10 protein-coding genes are annotated in these 16,995 nt (G+C 70.1%); 4 read left to right on the top strand and 6 right to left on the bottom strand.

Annotated features, from left to right (window positions below):
• Positions 1-455: 455 nt before the first annotated feature.
• Positions 456-3,032, bottom strand: a complete 2,577-nt coding sequence (locus LQ326_RS22920) for a DEAD/DEAH box helicase (RefSeq protein ID WP_234539276.1) — start codon at positions 3,030-3,032, stop codon at positions 456-458.
• Positions 3,033-3,201: 169 nt separating this feature from the next.
• Between LQ326_RS22920 and LQ326_RS22915 the strand changes: the two genes are divergently transcribed.
• A complete protein-coding gene (locus tag LQ326_RS22915; RefSeq protein WP_234539274.1) occupies positions 3,202-6,198 on the top strand; it encodes a DEAD/DEAH box helicase in 2,997 nt (998 codons plus the stop codon).
• Positions 6,199-6,569: 371 nt separating this feature from the next.
• Here LQ326_RS22915 and LQ326_RS22910 read toward each other — a convergent pair whose 3' ends face one another.
• From LQ326_RS22910 to LQ326_RS22890, 5 genes are all read right to left on the bottom strand, one after another.
• Positions 6,570-8,357, bottom strand: coding sequence for an ABC transporter permease (locus LQ326_RS22910; protein WP_234539273.1), 1,788 nt, complete (start codon positions 8,355-8,357; stop codon positions 6,570-6,572).
• Positions 8,345-9,082, bottom strand: a complete 738-nt coding sequence (locus LQ326_RS22905; protein ID WP_234539271.1) for an ABC transporter ATP-binding protein — start codon at positions 9,080-9,082, stop codon at positions 8,345-8,347. Before LQ326_RS22905 ends, LQ326_RS22910 begins: the two co-directional genes overlap by 13 nt.
• Complete coding sequence (locus tag LQ326_RS22900; protein ID WP_234539269.1) at positions 9,079-9,603, bottom strand: PadR family transcriptional regulator; 525 nt, start codon at positions 9,601-9,603, stop codon at positions 9,079-9,081. Before LQ326_RS22900 ends, LQ326_RS22905 begins: the two co-directional genes overlap by 4 nt.
• 377 nt (positions 9,604-9,980) lie before the next feature.
• Positions 9,981-11,465, bottom strand: a complete 1,485-nt coding sequence (locus LQ326_RS22895) for a glycoside hydrolase family 76 protein (RefSeq protein WP_234539268.1) — start codon at positions 11,463-11,465, stop codon at positions 9,981-9,983.
• Positions 11,466-11,601: 136 nt separating this feature from the next.
• A complete protein-coding gene (locus tag LQ326_RS22890; protein ID WP_234539266.1) occupies positions 11,602-13,113 on the bottom strand; it encodes a glycoside hydrolase family 3 protein in 1,512 nt (503 codons plus the stop codon).
• Between the two features lie 282 nt (positions 13,114-13,395).
• Here LQ326_RS22890 and LQ326_RS22885 point away from each other — a divergent pair, with 282 nt between their 5' ends.
• From LQ326_RS22885 to LQ326_RS22875, 3 genes are read left to right on the top strand one after another with little or no spacing between them, the layout of a single operon-like run.
• Entirely contained in the window at positions 13,396-14,460 is a 1,065-nt protein-coding gene (locus LQ326_RS22885; RefSeq protein WP_234539264.1) for a phytanoyl-CoA dioxygenase family protein, read from the top strand.
• Positions 14,442-15,761, top strand: a complete 1,320-nt coding sequence (locus LQ326_RS22880) for a DUF6271 family protein (protein WP_234539262.1) — start codon at positions 14,442-14,444, stop codon at positions 15,759-15,761. The genes LQ326_RS22885 and LQ326_RS22880 overlap by 19 nt, the downstream gene beginning before the upstream one ends.
• A complete protein-coding gene (locus tag LQ326_RS22875) occupies positions 15,758-16,948 on the top strand; it encodes a type III PLP-dependent enzyme (RefSeq protein ID WP_234539260.1) in 1,191 nt (396 codons plus the stop codon). Before LQ326_RS22880 ends, LQ326_RS22875 begins: the two co-directional genes overlap by 4 nt.
• Positions 16,949-16,995: the final 47 nt, after the last annotated feature.

The following is a 16,995-nucleotide window of genomic DNA, read 5'->3' as shown; positions in this document are numbered from 1 at the left end:
TAGCGGAGGTTGGCGGACACCAACAAAGACAATGCCGACCGTAAGGTTCGGCTGAGCTTTCTGGCCTGAGCAAGATCGTTCTGGGCGTGGCCGCCATATCTCCGTACCGTGCGCGTTCGAAACGGAGAAGCCTTGCGCGGTACGGACCTGAACGTGATCGCACGCCCCTACGGCGGATGCGGGAAGTGCCTACCCGGCGTGCGACGCCGGCCGGGGATGACCATCGGCTGGGCCGACGACTGGGAGGTGCCGGGTCACCGGCCCGATGCCCCTCGCCGACGGCGAGCTGGCCGGCCGCGTTGCCGCCGGCCTCCCGCGGGCAGAGCGCCGGCAACCCGGTCATTCGAGCGATGGGACGAGATCCGGCCGGTCTCGTCAGGCTCCCCGTGTGACGGCGGTGAGACATGAGAGTGCTCGGATCGGCCGACCGCAGCCGGCTCCGTGTCTCGATGCCTTCAGCCGCCTGAGAGGAGGCGCTCGCGCTCGGCCGCCACGATTTCCCGTGCCAGCTCGGCGTCCGTGATGTCGAACGCTTCCGGGGCGCTGTCCGCCGTCTCGGAGACCCGGGCGAAATCCGCGAAGAGCTGGTTCTTGCGTGCCAGGATCTCGATGATGCGCTGGTCCACGCCCTCTTCGGAGAGCAGGCGGTGCACTTGCACCGATTCCAGTTGCCCCATCCTGTGGGCGCGGCCGATCGCTTGCCATTCGGTCGTCGGTTTGAGCTGAGGCTCGCAGATCACGACGACCGATGCCGACTGGATGTTCAGGCCCACGCCGCCCGCCACGATCTGTGCGACCAGGACGGCACCATGGGGGGCCCGGGAGAAGTCGTCGACCATGCTCTGTCGCGTCGCGGCGGGTACGGAGCCGGTCAGTGGCCCGAACACCGTCCCCGGGAGGTTCGACACCACTGCGTCGAGGACGTCACGGAAGTAGGAGAAGACCAGCACCTTGCGTTGGTTCTCCTCCGCCTCCTGGACTATGTCGACGAGGCGTTGCATCTTCTCGGACCTGGCCCCGGCGCGCAGGGCGGCCTGGCGCATGGCCATGAAGTTGCCTTCGACGACGGCCGCTCGGTAGTACTGCTCATCGGCGCCGGACATCGGCAACCACTCGTCGATGTCGAGCCGTTCCGGGAGCTCGGTGAGGACGTCTTCCTGATTGCGCCGCAAGTAGGCCGGTGCCACCTGCTTCCGGAACTGGCGAGGGGAGATCTCCGAGGCGTTGACCGGAAGGTCCGGCCGGAGGTAACCGACGAGATTGCGGAATTCCTCGATCCGGTTCTCCAGGGGGGTGCCGGTGAGGAGGAGCGCTCGCTCGGATCGCTGTATCAGGGCCGTGGAGCGCTGGGTTCGTTTGGCGTGCGGATTCTTGATGTAGTGCGCTTCGTCGAACACCACGCACGCCGGTTCGGCGCCTTCGGGAATCCGGCCGTCCACCCATCCGAGGATGTCATAGGTGGTGACCGCGACCCCACCGCCGCGGATCCAGGACTTCAGCGCGTCGTCACGCGCGGGCCCGTGGAGGCGGTACGCCCGCAGAGCGGACTTGGCCTGGACTTCGCGTACCCAGTTGGTCACGACGGCGGCCGGGCACACGACCAGGAAGTGGGAGGAGCCCCTGGCCCGCAGGTGGGCGAGCACGGCGAGGGATTCGACGGTCTTCCCCAGGCCCATCTCGTCGCCGATGACGACCTTCCGCTGCACGATCGCGAAGCGGGCGCCGAAGGACTGGTATCCGCGCAGGGACGCCTTCAGGTGGGTGGTGTCGAGAGTGAGCTCCCTGACCGCCTCGACGATCTCGGCCGGCAGGTCGCCCTGGCTCTTCTCGGCGTCGTCGGCCAGGAATCCGAGCTCCGCGAGCATCGCGTAGTAGTCGGCCGGCCGGGAGAGGAAGTCCTCCCAGGGGTCGCCGCCGGCGGTGCCGGTCCCAGTGTCGAGCACCGCCCCGCGTCTCTCGACGGCGGCCAGCGCGGTACGCAACTCGGCGACGGTCCGGGTCTGGGGGACGAGCACCACGTGGGAGGTCCGGGCATCGAGGTTGTGGAGGAGCGGCCGTACCGCGTCGGCGGCGGCGAGGTCCGCCGTCGCGCTGCGGATCGAGCGCGCCGCGTCCCAGGCCCGCAGCGCCGCGAGGAGCGTCGTGGTGGCTTGTGAGCGGTTCTTGACGTCGATGCGGATCGGCATCTCGTCCATGGTGGTCTGCCAGATTGTCCGCGCGGCGCCGACCATCCGGTTGCCCGTCGTGTCACCGACCCCTGGGAGCGACCGGATCCGTGACTGCTGGTCGAGGACTTGCTGCACGTTCCTGATTCCGGCATCCATCAGCGCCGTGATACGCAGTTGGCCGCTGGTCGCGTCCTTGAGCCGTTCGACGGGCATCTCGGCGACCAGCTTGCGCACCTCGGCCTGTCGGACGGCGTTGCCTGCGCCGTCGACGGCCTTTCTGAACTCGCTCTCGCGGTGCAGAGCCTGGTCGATCGCGGTGATCGCGGTCTTGGCGGCATCCAGTTCATGCCGCCCGACGAGTTCGGCCGGGGTGCCGAGGCGCTGGTCGAAGCCAACCCTCTCGTCGAGGACGTCCGAGGGCCCGACTGCCGGGACGGCCTTCCCGTCCCACGCCGCCAGGCCTTCCATTCCGGGTACGAGTCGGGTGCTCGTGACCTCCTCGTGGAGGGACAGGAGGCGGGCGGCAGCCTGCTCCGCCTCTTCCTTGCGGTTCTTGCCGGAGAAGATCCGGCGGGCACCGAACAACGCGCGGACGGCCGTCAACGCCCGGCCGGCGTCGTCGGTCAGCCTACGGATGCCCTGCTGGGTGTCGGCTGTGATCGCCGGAAGTGCTTGGCGGCGGGCCAGGGCGGTCAGCGGGCCGGCATCGGACGGCGAGACCTGCAGGACGCGCCATGAGGCGGTGGTCTCGGTCCCGAGCGGGACCATGCGGTCGAGGAGCTGCCGGGCGGCGTCCTCCGCCGCTGACTGGACGGTCTCACGTTGCTCGGCGATGCCTGCCGCGAGCTTGTGCCAACCGCTCACCTCGTCCACCACACCACGCAGGTGGTGACGTGCTTCTCGTTCCATTGCCCCCGCCGACTCGCATGACCTCTGGGAAGATTAGCGACCTCGTTCGATCAAGTCGACGGGATCACGACATTGCCGGAACGTCCGAGTAGCGTTCGCAGGCTGCCAAGCGGAGGTTGCGCACGTGTTGCTCGAGGAGCTCAGGCCGGGTCTGCGGATCGACGGACTCGTACCGGCGGAGGTCGTCACGCTCATCGCCGCCCAGCCGCACGGAGGGAACGCGGTCGAGCTGACCTTCAAGACAGCAGGGGGTGTCCTCGATCAGCAGATCGTCTTCCGCAGGGATGAGGGCAGGCTGAGCATCGCCCGCAGCGGCAGTCGCGCCTTCGACGCGACCCCACGCGACTTCAAGCTGGTCGCTGAGGCGCAGCGGATCTCGCTGGCGGGCCTGTTCGACCCGATGCTGGCCGTGGCGACCAGCGACGTCCAGCCGCTCCCGCACCAGATTCGCGCCGTGTACGGCGAGCTCATACCCCGTACGCCGCTGCGCTTTCTGCTCGCGGACGACCCGGGTGCGGGAAAGACGATCATGGCCGGGCTCTACATCAAGGAGCTTCTGCTGCGCGACGATGTCAAACGGTGCCTCGTCGTGGCTCCGGGAGGACTGGTCGATCAGTGGCAGGACGAGCTCTTCTTCAAGTTCGGCCTCCGCTTCGACCTGCTCACGAACCAGCTCGCCGACTCGCAGCCCCATCTCAACGTCTTTGAGGCCCACCCGCTTCTCGTCGCGCGCATGGACCAGCTCTCCCGCAACGAGCGCCTGAAGGCACAGCTCCGCGAGACGGACTGGGACCTGATCGTCGTGGACGAGGCGCACCGCATGGGTGGTCACTACTTCGGCGGCAAAGTGGAGAAGACCAAGCGGTTCCAGCTCGGTGAGATGCTCGGAGAGATCACCCGCCACCTGCTCCTGATGACCGCGACGCCGCACTCGGGAAAGGAGGAGGACTTCCAGCTCTTCCTCACCCTGCTGGACCGTGACCGGTTCGAGGGCAGACAAAGGGGGAGCACCGACGTCGACGGGATCATGCGGCGCATGATCAAGGAGGACCTGCTCACCTTCGAGGGCAGGAAGCTCTTTCCCGAGCGAGTGGCGGAGACCGTCCCCTACGAGCTCACCGCGCTCGAGTACGAACTCTACGAGGACGTCACCCGCTATGTCCGGGAGGGGATGAACCGCGCCGACCGTATCGGCGGCACACGCAAGAACACCGTGGGTTTCGCACTCACCGTGCTGCAGCGACGGCTGGCCTCCAGTCCCGAGGCGATCTGCAAGAGCCTCATGCGGCGTACCGAGCGCTTGGAGCGCAGGAAGCAGGAGATCCTCGACGGCACCTGTCGGGAGACCGTGCCCACCGTCGACCTCGCTTCCTTCGACCACGACGACTTCGACGCCCAGGAGATCGAGGAGATCGAGGAGGAACTGCTCGACGCCGCGACGGCGGCACGGACGGTCGACGAACTCGATGCCGAACTCGTCGAGCTGAGGGCGTTGGTGCGGACGGCGCAGCGGGTCCGCGAGACGGGCACGGACCGCAAGTGGACCGAGCTGTCCGCCCTGCTCAGGGACCACGCACTGGTGACGGACGCCGAGGGGCACCCGCGGAAACTGATCGTCTTCACCGAGCACCGCGACACCCTCCGCTATCTGCAGGCCAAGATCGGCTCGCTGCTCGGAAGACCCGGTGCCGTCAAGGCCATTCACGGCGGCGTGCGCCGGCCCGAGCGCCGTCAGATCACCGAGGAGTTCACCAAGAACCGCGACGTTCGGATCCTGCTGGCCACCGACGCCGCAGGCGAGGGTCTCAACCTGCAGGCCGCACACCTGATGATCAACTACGACTTGCCCTGGAACCCCAACCGCATCGAGCAGCGCTTCGGCCGCATTCACCGCATCGGTCAGGAGGAGGTCTGCCGGCTCTGGAACCTCGTCGCCTCCAACACCCGCGAGGGCGAGGTCTTCACACGCCTGCTGGAGAAACTCGACCAGATGCGCGAGACGTACGGCGGAAAGGTCTTCGACGTCCTGGGCGAGGCGTTCGCCGAGACCCCGCTGCGAGACCTGCTCCTCGACGCGATCCAGTACGGTGAGCAGCCTGCTGTCAAGGGCAGGATGCACGAGGTCATTGACAGTACCGTCGGAGACGGCCTCAGGAGTCTCCTGGACGAACGCGCGCTCGCTTCGGAGCACCTCTCGGATGCCGATCTTTGTCTGCTGCGCGTCACCATGGACGATGCCCGCGCCCGGCGTCTTGAGCCGCACCGCATCGAGTCGGCCTTCAAGGACGCCTTCACTCGGCTCGGCGGCCGGATCGTCAAGCGGGCACAGGGCCGTTACGAGATCGCCCACGTGCCGCAGCACGTCCGAGCGGCGGGCAACGGTCCCATCGCCACCAGGTACGGCCACATCACCTTCGACCTCGGCCGGGTCCAGCCCGACGACCGCGCCCACGTCGACCTGCTCGCCCCCGGCCACCCGCTGCACGACGCCGTCATGACGGAAACCATCCGGAACTTCGGGAGCGCCCTGAACCGGGGCACCGTGCTCGTCTCGGCCACTCTCGACGCGCCACACCTCCTCGTCGGGGTCGTCGAAGAGGTCGTGGACGGTACCGGCGAGTCGGTGGCCCGACGGTTCTCCTACGCCTACGTCGACAGCCGCGGCACCGTGCGCCCGGCCGGCCCCGCGCCCTACCTCGACTGCGCCGAGGCGCCTGACGGTACGGCGGCCGACATCGTGTACGGACTGTCCTGGCTGGCGGACGCCGAGTCCAAGGCGACCAGCTGGATCATCGCCAACCAGCTTCCCGCATACCTGGCCGAGGTCCAGCCCCGTCGCCTGGCCGAGTTGGTCAGGACCCGTGATCTGGTGACCAGACGCCTGACCTCAGAGAGAGAGCGGCTGCGCCTTGACGCCGCGGCGGCCTCCAAGAAGGAACGCAGAGGCGAGAAACCCAAGGAGTCCTCCGAGAGTCTCCACCGCAAGGCCGCTGAGCTCGATGTGCGGCTCCGTAAGCGGCTCGACCTGCTCGACCAGCGGCAGCAGATGTCGACGAAGCCACCACAGATCCTCACCGCGGCGCTCGTGCTGAGCGGCTCCGATCTGCCCTGTCGCGAGTGAGCTTCCGGATGCGCCGAGCGCCGGCGAGATCGCCCTCTTGTCGGAGTCCATGCTGCTGGTTGAGTGGGTCGAGGCGCCGGTCGGAGCGGTTTTCCCAGGGACGACGACGGCGGTGACCGACGGCTGGGACTCCTGATCGATTGTCGGCGAGGGTGTCGTGATGTCAGCGCGGCGGAGCGACCGTCGCCGGCTTCCGGACGCCTCGCCGGTGCTTCAGCCGCTGTGGTCATTTCGGAGGGGACGACCACAGCACCGGCTGCTGGATACACGCCGTGCCGGGGCCGAAGCCGGTCACACCACGCTGTTCCAGTTCGGCCGACGCTGGACTGTGGGTCTGTCGGGTGTGCGGAGCGGACAGACCCGAGTCACGCTCACGTCGTTTCGGCGCTGAGGGTCTGTGCGACGGACCGGTGGGCCGCTGTGCGGGCGGGCAGGGCGGTGCACGCGGCTGTGACCAGTACCGTCGCGGACGCGCCGGCGAACAGCCACCACGCGGGAGGGTAGATCGTCCCCGCGTGGCTGAAGGGCCAGCAGAAGGCGATGCCCAGGGGGATGCCGACGACGGCGCCCGGCACACTGGGCAGAAGCTGTGCGGCGGACAAACCGGCCGTCACCTGTCCGGGGGTGGCGCCGAGCGTGCGTGCGACGGCCATGGTGTGCCGAGCCTCCAGCGCCGTGGTCCACGTGGTCGTAAGGGTGTTCACGGCGGCGAGGGTGACCAGTGCCGCGGCGACGGCGATTATCATGTGGCGGCTTTGGGCGTCCTCCAGATTGCCCAGGCGGGGCGAGTCGATCCCATAGCTCACCTGGCGCTGGACGAAGATCATCAGGAGTGCGGTGATCGTGATGACGGTGGCGGTGATGCTGCACGCCTGCAAGAACGCGCGGCCGGGCCGACGGGCGATCAGACGCAGCCCGAGGAGGACCGGTACCGGCAGCATCGCGGCCAGTCGGGTCAGGCGGGCCCGCTGATCGGGTTGGCGCGCCGCGTCCGACAGCGCGGCGACGGTTTCGGTGCGCATGGCTCGCAAGGCCGGGCCGAGGGTGGTGAGGAGCGCCACGGCAAGGGCGACGACGGTGGTGATGGTGATGACGCCGCCGCTCGGCCCGGCGGAAGTGGTCAGCAGGCTGGCGGTGGGGTTGACGACGATGGGCTGGGTGAACCGTGCGGCCAGCAGACCGAGGACGTCGGCGATGAGTGCCAGGGCCACGTATTCGCTGAGCAGGACCGCGGCGATGAGGCCGGGGGTGGCACCGACGGCCTTGAGGAGTCCCACGCGGCGGGTCTGCTTGGCTGCGCGACCCGCGGCGAGGGTGGCCACGCCGGCGATGGCGAGGAAGCTCAGCAGCCAGCTGCCGATGACCAGGATGGGCTGGGTGCCCACGATGATCGAGCCATCCTGGACGATCATGAATTGCCAGCTGAAGAAGGTCGCGTAGACCGAGGGACCACGGTGTGCGTTCAGGAACGTCCGGGTCGCGTCCGGGTCGTGCAGTTTCAGGTACAGGAGGGAGGCCGCCGGCAGGTGCTTGGAGGACAGCGCCCGGGTGTCCGGTTCACTCATCCAGACCAGGCCGCTGTAGTCGCTGGGCCCGCCGGCGGGACCGGTCAGCTGTGCGAACGGATAGACGGTGGTGGCAGCGCTCACGGCTGTCCCGACGACCGGCATGGAGCGGCCGGCGACGGTGACGTGGTCGCCGACGTGGACGCCCAGCGCGGTCGCGAAGCCGCGTTCGACCACGACGCCTCCGGAGCGTACCCAGGTGCCGGAGGTCACCAGGGGGCGGTCGACCGTGCCCGGTTCGGTGTCGGCGGACATCACCACCACGTGCGAGGTGGAGCCCTTCGCCGAGAGCTTCGAGTAGTACTGGAGGTACGGACCGCTGTGGGCGGCGACCGCGGGGTCGCTGGTCAGCGCGGCCTGAGTGTGTGCCGCGGCCGCGGAGTCGTCGGGGGAGACCGCCACCACGTCCGGACCGGCGGTGGCGGCGCGGGTGTGGCGGTAGAGCGTCTCGGTCGCCCCGCCCAGGGCCAGCATGCCGGTGGCGACCGTGAGGGAGAGGAGAAGCATCGCGGCCTGGCCGGGATGGCGGCGCAGGTCGGACCGGACGAGGCGGAACACGAGCAGGATGCGGCCCATGACGGTCAGCTCTCCCACCCGTGAACGCCGTCCACCGGCTGCCTGCGGTCCGCCATCCAGATGTCGTCGACGAGTCTGCCGTCACGCATCGACACGAGCCGGTCCGCGGTGGCCGCGACCCGCTCGTCGTGTGTGACGATCACGAGGGTCTGCCCCGCGGCACGCAGGTCCTCGAAGAGCCGCAGCACGTCGAGGGTGGCCGCGGTGTCCAGGTTTCCGGTCGGCTCGTCGGCCAGCAGCACCAGTGGCTCGTTGGCCAGGGCGCGGGCGATGGCCACTCGCTGGCGCTGGCCGCCCGACAGCTGCCAGGGCAGATGCCGGGCCCGGTCGTCCAGCCCCACCTGCTCCAGCAACCGGTCCGCACGCCGCCGGGCCTCGCGCAGCGAGCGTCCGGCCAGCAGCACGGGCAGCTCGACGTTCTCCGCGGCCGACAGTTCCTCGACCAGGTGGAAGGCCTGGAAGACGAAACCCACCGACCGGCGGCGCAGTTGGGCCAGGGCCCGTTCGCTGAGGGCGTCGATGCGCCGGCCGCCCAGCCACACCTCGCCGTCGGTGGGCCGCTCCAGGCCGCCCAGCAGGTGCAGCAGGGTGGACTTCCCGCAGCCGCTGGGGCCCATGACGGCCAGCATCTGGCCGGCCTGAACGTCCAGGTCGATGCCGTCCACCGCGTGAACCAGGCTCTCCCCCCGGCCATGGGTCCTTGACAGGTCGCGGGTCCGCAGCACCGCGTGGAACTGGTTCATTCATCCTCAGCTTTGTTCTCGGCCCTTGCCCAGAATTCCTCGCAGGCCCGCAACCAGCGCAGATCCGCCTGCAGCCGCAGAGCGACGCCCTCCAGCAGCAGGCCGGCGGCGGAGCCGTCCGGCTCGGCCAGCAGCGCGCGCTGTGCCTGCCGCAGACGTCTCAGCAACTCGCGGCGGTACGCGGCCACCAGCTCCACCGGATCGGCGAGCCGGGCGGCTCGCGCCGCCGCGAGTTTGAGGTGCAGCTCGGCCAGGTCCTGCTTCGGCCAGTTCACCTCGGTCAGCCAGGTGGTCACCCGCTGCTGTCCGGCCGGTGTCAGTGCGTACACCTTCCGGTCCGGCGGCCCTTCCGCTTGTTCGCGGACGACCAGTCCCGCTCGCTCCAGCCGGGCCAGGGTCACGTAGATCTGGCCCGCGTTCATCGACTCTCCGAGCGGACCGAGCGCCCGCCGCAGCCACTCACGGAGGTGGTATCCGTGCGACGGCTCCTTCGCGAGCATCGCCAGCACCACCTCTTGCATGCGTCCCCCTAACGGCTAGCCCATGAATAGCGGTTAGCCGTCACAGGAGTCAACCGAAGCCACACCCGGTGCCGTCGCCGTCCGTGATCACGCCCGGTGGTGATGGGGAACCCGTCATTTGGCTTGACCCTGGCGGGCGGTGTTGGAGGCCGGGCCGGTTTGAGAGGGGGCGTGAAGGCTGCGACCAGGTGAGGGCCCTTCGCGGCCGCGGGCGGACCGCCGAGGTGCTCGTGCGCACGGCTACGGCCGAAGGTGTTCACCGCGGAGGGGCCTCCGGCCGTCTCCGGTCGAGGGGTTCTCGCAGGGGAAAGCCCATGCCCGGGCAGGCCCATGGGAGTTGGTTCACCGGACGTGCTCCGGACTACGCCGTCGGACGGTCAGTACGCCGCGTCGAGCAGATCGACGGCACTCTGCTGGCGGGCGGCGTCCGTCTGGTCGAGCGGCCCGTACCAGTGCAGCCCGTACTGGTCGAGGGCGTTGCGGTCGCTCGCGTAGGCGCGGTCCGCCTGGCGCTTGAGGTAGGCGGTGTAAGGGTGGTCCGGCAGCACGGAGTTGAGCGCGCCGAGGCCGCGTACGTCGGCGCCCTTGAAAGACGGCCCGTCGGCTCCGCAGTCACCGCTCTCGCACGGATCGCGCAGGATGCCGTCGGAGGTGTGGAGCAGGGAGGCCGTGGTGGCGGCGTCGGCGATCTGCCGGGCGCCGGCGAGCAGCCCGCCGTCGCCTGTGGCCCGGTACAGCTCGGCGAGGGCGCCGAGGAGGACGCCCTGGTTGTACGACCAGACGGCCTGCCCGTTGTTGCCGCAGGTGGACAGGTCGATACCGTCGTTGACCAGGTGCGAGCCGTTGACCATGCCGGTGCCCTGGAACCAGGACCAGCCGGCCCGCGCCCGGCCGAGGTACGTCGTGTCTCCCTGGACGCGGTTGTGGAGAGCGGCGTTGAGCTGGATGTAGAGGGAGTTGGCGATCGCGTTCTTGTAGGTCTTCGCCGTGCTCCACCACACTCCGCCGCCGCAGGTGCCGTCCCAGTAGGCGGCCATGTGGTCGGCGTCCGCGCGGGCCGTGTCCAGGTAGCGGCTGTCCCCGGTCAGGTCGTAGGCGGCCACCCAGGCGAGGCCCCACCAGCCGGTGTCGTCGATGTAGTCGTTGCGGAACTGGCCGCCCTGCGCGTTGACGTTGAGGTCGTAGGTGCGGGCGATCGCGTACCGGTAACTGCCCATGCCCGTCACGCGGATGTTGTCGATGACCGCGGTCAGGGCGTTCGCGGAGTTCCACCAGCCGGTGGTGTCGAACAGGCCGGTTCCGTAGTCGTAGAAGGTCATCAGGCCGGTGGCCGCGGCGGTGCGCGGCTCGCCCGCGTTCCAGGTGGTGCGGGCCCAGGGGGTGCACGCGATCTCGGCGCGGTCCCCGGCCTTTCCGCAGGCGCGCAGGGCGCCGACGCCCAGGTTGTTCCAGTCGTCCACGTTGTACATGAGTGTGCGCCAGCCACGCTGACCCGTGGGCACGCTGGTGTCGCCCAGTCTGCTGCCCGAGCTCCAGGTGCGGCCGCCGTCGAAGGAACGGTCGAGCCACACCTCGTCGCCCGGGTTGCCGTTCTCGATCGCCGCCCAGCCCATGGCGTCGGCGTCGTCGAAGTGCAGGACGACCGAGCGGGAGTAGACGCTCGCCGAGACCGGCGCGCGGTCACCCGGGGAGAGCGCGGGGTCCCGGGTGTCGCAGTACTTGTTGCAGATGACGGCCGCCGCGGTGGTGCCGGCGGCCGCTGCCGGGGGCGTGACGAGGACGAGGACGGTGAACAGGGCGGCAACGAGTGCCGCCGCCGGTCGGTGCAGGGAGCGGCTTCTCGGTCTGCGCGCGGAGGGCATGGCAACTCCCTGCTTCGAAGGACGGGTGTGAGAGCGCTCTCGACGGAACGTAGGTAAGGGAAGAGGAAGCGTCAATGCCGCTGACGGGTAAGGACGTTGCACTCGGGTCCACCCCGGGGTGCACTCACGGCTTGCACTAAAGGGCACCCGCGAGCACTTCCGCGGCGGCCACCCCGGAGGCGGCCGTGGCGCCGTGCGTGAAGATCTGGGCGGCCGAGGGGACGACGGTGCCCGGCAGGCCCATCTCCACGACGATCGCGTCGGGGCGGGCGGCGACGAGTTCGGCGAGGGCCTGTGCCATCCACGCGTGCCGGGCGGCGTCGCGCACGACCACGACCAGGGGCCGTCCCGAGGCGGGCGCGAGCGCCCGCGTCTCCAGGGTGCCGGCGCGGGAGAGCACTTCCTCGCGGCTCACCCGGACGGAGGTGGTCCCGGGCAGCCGCTCGCCCAGCGGGGCGGCCACGCCCCACGGGGTCTCCTTGCCGATGGCCAGGTTGGTGGCGGGCACCAGTTCCACCACGTGCGGTGCGTTGACCAGGGGCAGGGCGTGCCGTACGGCTCCGGCCAGCCGGATGGCGCGGCGGGCCGCCGCGAAGCCGATGCCGTCGGCGTCCCAGACGGCCGGGCCGGCCGGGCTGAGCCCTCCCGACCAGGCCGCGAACTCCCGTACCCGCAGGCTGGCCTCGACGAGCCGCTCCTCCGGCAGACCGCCTGCCAGGACGGCGTCCGCGAGGGCGTTCACGAGCAGGGCGGCGGTGCCCTCGTCGGCGTTCTCACCGCCGACGCAGACCGCGTCGGCACCGGCGGCGACCGCCCTGACCGTGGCGCCGCCGATCCCGTAACGGCCGGTCACGGCACCCATCTCGATGGCGTCGGTGACGATGACGCCGTCGAACCCCAGCTCCTGACGGAGCAGTTCGTCCAGGATGCGGCGGCTCAGCGTGGCGGGCAGGTCGGGGTCGTAGGCCGGGACCAGCAGGTGGCCGCTCATCACCGCGCGGACGCCGGCGTCGATGGCGGCACGGAACGGTGGCAGGGCCTGCTCGGCGATCCGGGCGCGGCCGGCGTCGTAGACGGGCAGCCCGTGGTGGGAGTCGACGGCCACGTCGCCGTGGCCGGGGAAGTGCTTGGCGCAGGCGGCGACACCGGCCGACTGGAGGCCGCGGATCCAGGCGCCGGTGTGCCGGGCCACCACCTCGGCGTCGACGCCGAAGGATCTGACGCCGATGATCGGGTTGTCGGGATTGGAGTTCACGTCCGCGCTCGGCGCGTAGTCGAGGCTCACCCCGGCGGCGCGCAGCTGGCGGCCCAGGTCGGCGGCGACGGCCTCGGTGAGCTCGGCGTCGTCGACGGTTCCGAGCGCGAAGTTGCCCGGCCGGGTGGAGCCGGTCGCCGACTCGATCCGGGTGACGTCGCCGGCCTCCTCGTCGATCGCGATGATCAGCTCCGGGTTCTCCGCGCGTAGCCGGCCGGTGAGGCGGGTGACCTGTTGGGGCGTGACGATGTTCCGGGAGAAGAGCACGACCGAGGCCAGCCCGTCCCCGATCTCACGCAGCACCCAGTCGGGGGCCTCCGTGCCCACGAACCCCGGCTGCAGGACGGAGCGCGCCAGCCGCCGCAACTCCTCGCTGTGCTTGGTGGAGACCATAGCGTGCACCCTCCTGTTGGTACAGACCAATGCGTCTCCGTCAGGCTAACCACTCGTGTCAAGTGCGCCCGGGGTGCGTCCTGTTGGCGAAAGCGCGCCGTCAACTGGGGTGTTTGACAGGATGAGTTGGTCTAGTCCAAGTTGGAGGTACGCGAGTTCGAAGAGGGGCTGGTGCGGCCCGTGGTGCAGTGACCCTGCCGGAACGGTCCCCGGCCCCTCACTCCGCGCAGTTGGCGACCCGGTCGGGCCGCCGGTACCTGAGATCGAGGTGTGGAGCACCGTATGCCCACGACTGACCGTTATCTCCATCGAGCCCCCTCGGACATCCCCTACTTCAGCTCGGACGGCGAGACCTATCTCGCCCAGACACCCCTGCGGGACCTGACCAAGACCCGCCCGCTGCGAGTCCTGTCCGAGGAGGACTTCGCCCACTGGCAGACGTACGGCTACGTGGTGGTGAAGCAGGCCGTCCCCGCCGCCGCGGCCCGCCGGCTGCTCGACTTCGCCTGGGAGTTCCAGGGACTGGACCCCGAGCGCCCGGAGACCTGGTACGAGGAGCGCGAGTACCGCTCCGACCTGGACCGGGACCTGCACATCTACGGCTTCGTCGAGGCCTACCACCACCAGCTCCTCTGGGACAGCCGCCAGACCCGCCGGGTCTACGACGCGTTCGTCGACGTCTGGGACTGCGAAGAGCTGTGGGTGACGCTCGACCGGCTCAACCTGAACCCGCCCAACATCAAGAACCGTGACCGGGCCCTGATCCCGGGCACGGAGGAGGGCTTCGACATCGAGCTGCACTGGGATGTCGACACCACGCTCGGTGTGCTCCCGCAGCGAGTCCAGGGGATCATCGCCCTGACCGACACCGGGCCGGAACTGGGCGGCTTCCAGTGCTGCCCCGAGCTGTTCAAGCGTTTCGACCAGTGGAAGGCGTTCCAGCCCGAGGACCGCGACCCGATCCGGCCCAGGATCGACCGCGCCGAGTTCCCCGTGGTGCGACCGGAACTGGAAGCCGGTGACCTGCTGATCTTCAACGGTCTGCTGGCCCACGGCGTGGCACCGAACACCTCCGAGCAGACGGTGCGGGCGGTCCAGTACCTGTCGATGATGCCGGCGCTGGAGTCCCACGAAACGCTGCGGCGTTCCCGGGTCGAGTCATGGCGGACCCTCGCCACGCCCGACTGGAACGCGACGCTGCTGGGCGACGCCACCCGGCACGAGTCCCTGCGGTACGGGAGGGCCACCCTCGACGAACTCGGCGCCAGGCTGCTGGGCCTCACCTCCTGGACCGGGGCGGACCTGGAGCAGCCGGCCGGAGAAGAGACATGCGCCGAATCTGCCTGACCCTGCCGACCAACAGGCCCTGCGCGGCCACGATCACCGCCGTGGCCGGGGAAGCGGCCTACGCCGTGGAGCACTTCGACGCCGAGGTGCACCTGCTGATCCTGGACTCCTGCGCCGAACCGGCCTACGCCGAGCACGCGGAGACCGTGCGCCGGATACCGCACGACCCGAGGATCGTCGTGCACCACCTCGACGAGGCGCGGCAGCGTGACTTCCTCCGGCGCGCGATCGACCGGTCCGGGGCCGTGAAGCCCGACCTGCTCCTGGACCTGATGCTTCCGGCCGGCCTCTCCTACGGCGCCTGCACCAACCGCGCCTTCCTCCTCGCCGCCGCGCTCGGCTGCGAGTCCGTGCACCGCAGGGACTCCGACAGCCGCTACCAGGTCGTCGACGGCGAGCCCGTCTACCCCGTCCACCACGAACTGCTGTCACTCGGCGGGCCCGCGGCCGACGCCGCCCGCCACGTCACCGAGACCGCACTCGCCGCCGACCGCATGAACCGGCCGGTGGCCATGGCCGGCAGCTCCTTCGTCGGTGAACTGTCCGTCGACATCGGTGAGATACGACGGATCGACCCCGGCGTGTACCACGACATGGTCGGTCTGTGGGCACCCATGGACTGGTCGCCCGAACGCAAGCGGCAACTCGTCGACGAGTCCTTCCGGGGCGCCGGCGCCGACACCTTCACCGCGGACCACTCCACCCTGACCGTGGTCGACCCCATGCGCGTGGACATGTGCAACATCGCCTTCCACGGCGTGCACGAACACGTGCCCCTGCCGCCGGCGACCGACACCATCGGCAGCGACTACTTCCTGATCCACCTGGTCCACGACGCCGCGCTGCCAGGCGTCCTGCACAACCGGAACATCGTCAACTTCTACACCGGCGAACGCCGGACCGGCTCCGGGTTCACGGCGTACCAACTGCGCTTCGTCAAGTTCCTGCTCTCGATGCTCTACTTCAACTACGTCTACGACCACATGGCCCGCGCGGGCGCCGAGCTGCTCGACGCGCAGGGGCAGGTGCGGGCATCCCTCGTGGCCCGGCTGGCGAGACAGAGCGCGGGGCTCGACCGCAGCGAGAACGTCCACCGGCTGGACGTCCTCGACACCGCCTACCGCCGACTCGGCGGGCGGTACGCCGAGTTCGCCGACGTCCTCCGCTCGCGCCGGGCCCGCCTCCTCGACGAGGCGCGCGGCGACATCGAGGACTTCGCCCTGCTGACGGAGAGCTGGGAGCCGCTGGTCGGCGCGGCCCGCCGCAGTCACGTACCCCGGACGCCCGGGCAGCGGCCGTGACGGCGGCCCTGGCCCGCGCCTCCGCACCCCTGCTCGCCGCCCTGGCGGGCGCCACCGAGGACGGGATCTTCTTCGACCTGGCCGCGATCCGGCGCGGCTACGACACCCTGCGGCGTGAACTGCCCGGTGTCGACGTCAGGTTCGCCATGAAGTCCTGCCCGGTGGACGAGGTGCTCGCCTGCCTCGCGAGCAGGGGCGCGGGGGTCGACGGGGCGAGCCCCGGCGAACTGGAGCAGGCGGTCCGCGCCGGCGTGCCGGCCGGCAGGACCCACTACGGCAACACCGTCAAGTCCGACCGGGACATCGCCGACGCCTATCGCCTCGGCGTCCGGGACTTCGCGACCGACAGCGCCGAGGACCTGGCGGCCATCGCGGCCCACGCCCCCGGAGCCCGCGTGTTCTGCCGGCTGGCGACGAGCGGGGACGGGGCGCTGTGGGGACTGAGCCACAAGTTCGGCTGCTCGCCCGCGGACGCGGTACGGATCCTTCAGGCGGCCCGGGAGGCCGGCCTGACACCCTCCGGGCTGTCGGTGCACGTCGGCTCCCAGCAGATGACGGCCGACGCCTGGCACAGCGCCGTCGAGTGCCTGGCGGACGTCCTGACCGCCCTGGGCCGGCGCGGCATCGTCCTGGACCACGTCAACCTCGGCGGCGGTCTGCCGGCCCTCGGATACCTCGACCGGCACGGTCTGCCCCTGGACCCCCCGCTGGACAAGATCTTCGCCGTCATCCGCGAGGGCATGCGTCACCTCAGACGGGTGCACGGCGAGCACCTCGCGTTCGTCATGGAGCCGGGCCGCCACCTCGTCGCCGACCACGGGGCCGTCCGCGCCCAGGTGGCCCGCCTGGCCGAGCGGCGCCGGCCCGACGGTGAGCGGCAGCACTGGCTCTACCTGAGCTGCGGCAGGTTCAACGGGCTCTACGAGATGGACGCCCTGCAGTACCCCCTCGTCTTCCCCACCCACCCCGGCGCCGAGTACGTCCCCGCCGTCGTGGCGGGGCCCACCTGCGACAGCGACGACGCCTACCCCCAGGGACACGCCCTCGTCCACGTCCCCCGGGACCTGGCGTCCGGCGACCCCGTCTGGGTGCTCTCCAGCGGCGCCTACGCGCTCAGCTACACGACCCGGGGCTTCAACGGATTCGCCCCGCTCCCGTACACGTGCGTCGACGGAGGGCAGCCGTGAACGGCGACGGCGTACGCATACGCCACATCGCCGACGCCGACTGGGAC

It is taken from the genome of Streptomyces shenzhenensis, from assembly GCF_021462265.1.
GTDB classification, from domain to species: domain Bacteria; phylum Actinomycetota; class Actinomycetes; order Streptomycetales; family Streptomycetaceae; genus Streptomyces; species Streptomyces shenzhenensis.
This window is presented reverse-complemented; position numbering and strand designations above follow the sequence as displayed.

Bases quoted from the DNA above. Each gene is read 5' to 3' on its own strand.
- LQ326_RS22905 (WP_234539271.1), bottom strand. From the start codon at position 9,082: ATGAACCAGTTCCACGCGGTGCTGCGGACCCGCGACCTGTCAAGGACC.
- LQ326_RS22900 (WP_234539269.1), bottom strand. From the start codon at position 9,603: ATGCAAGAGGTGGTGCTGGCGATGCTCGCGAAGGAGCCGTCGCACGGA.
- LQ326_RS22895 (WP_234539268.1), bottom strand. From the start codon at position 11,465: ATGCCCTCCGCGCGCAGACCGAGAAGCCGCTCCCTGCACCGACCGGCG.
- LQ326_RS22890 (WP_234539266.1), bottom strand. From the start codon at position 13,113: ATGGTCTCCACCAAGCACAGCGAGGAGTTGCGGCGGCTGGCGCGCTCC.
- LQ326_RS22885 (WP_234539264.1), top strand. From the start codon at position 13,396: ATGCCCACGACTGACCGTTATCTCCATCGAGCCCCCTCGGACATCCCC.
- LQ326_RS22880 (WP_234539262.1), top strand. From the start codon at position 14,442: ATGCGCCGAATCTGCCTGACCCTGCCGACCAACAGGCCCTGCGCGGCC.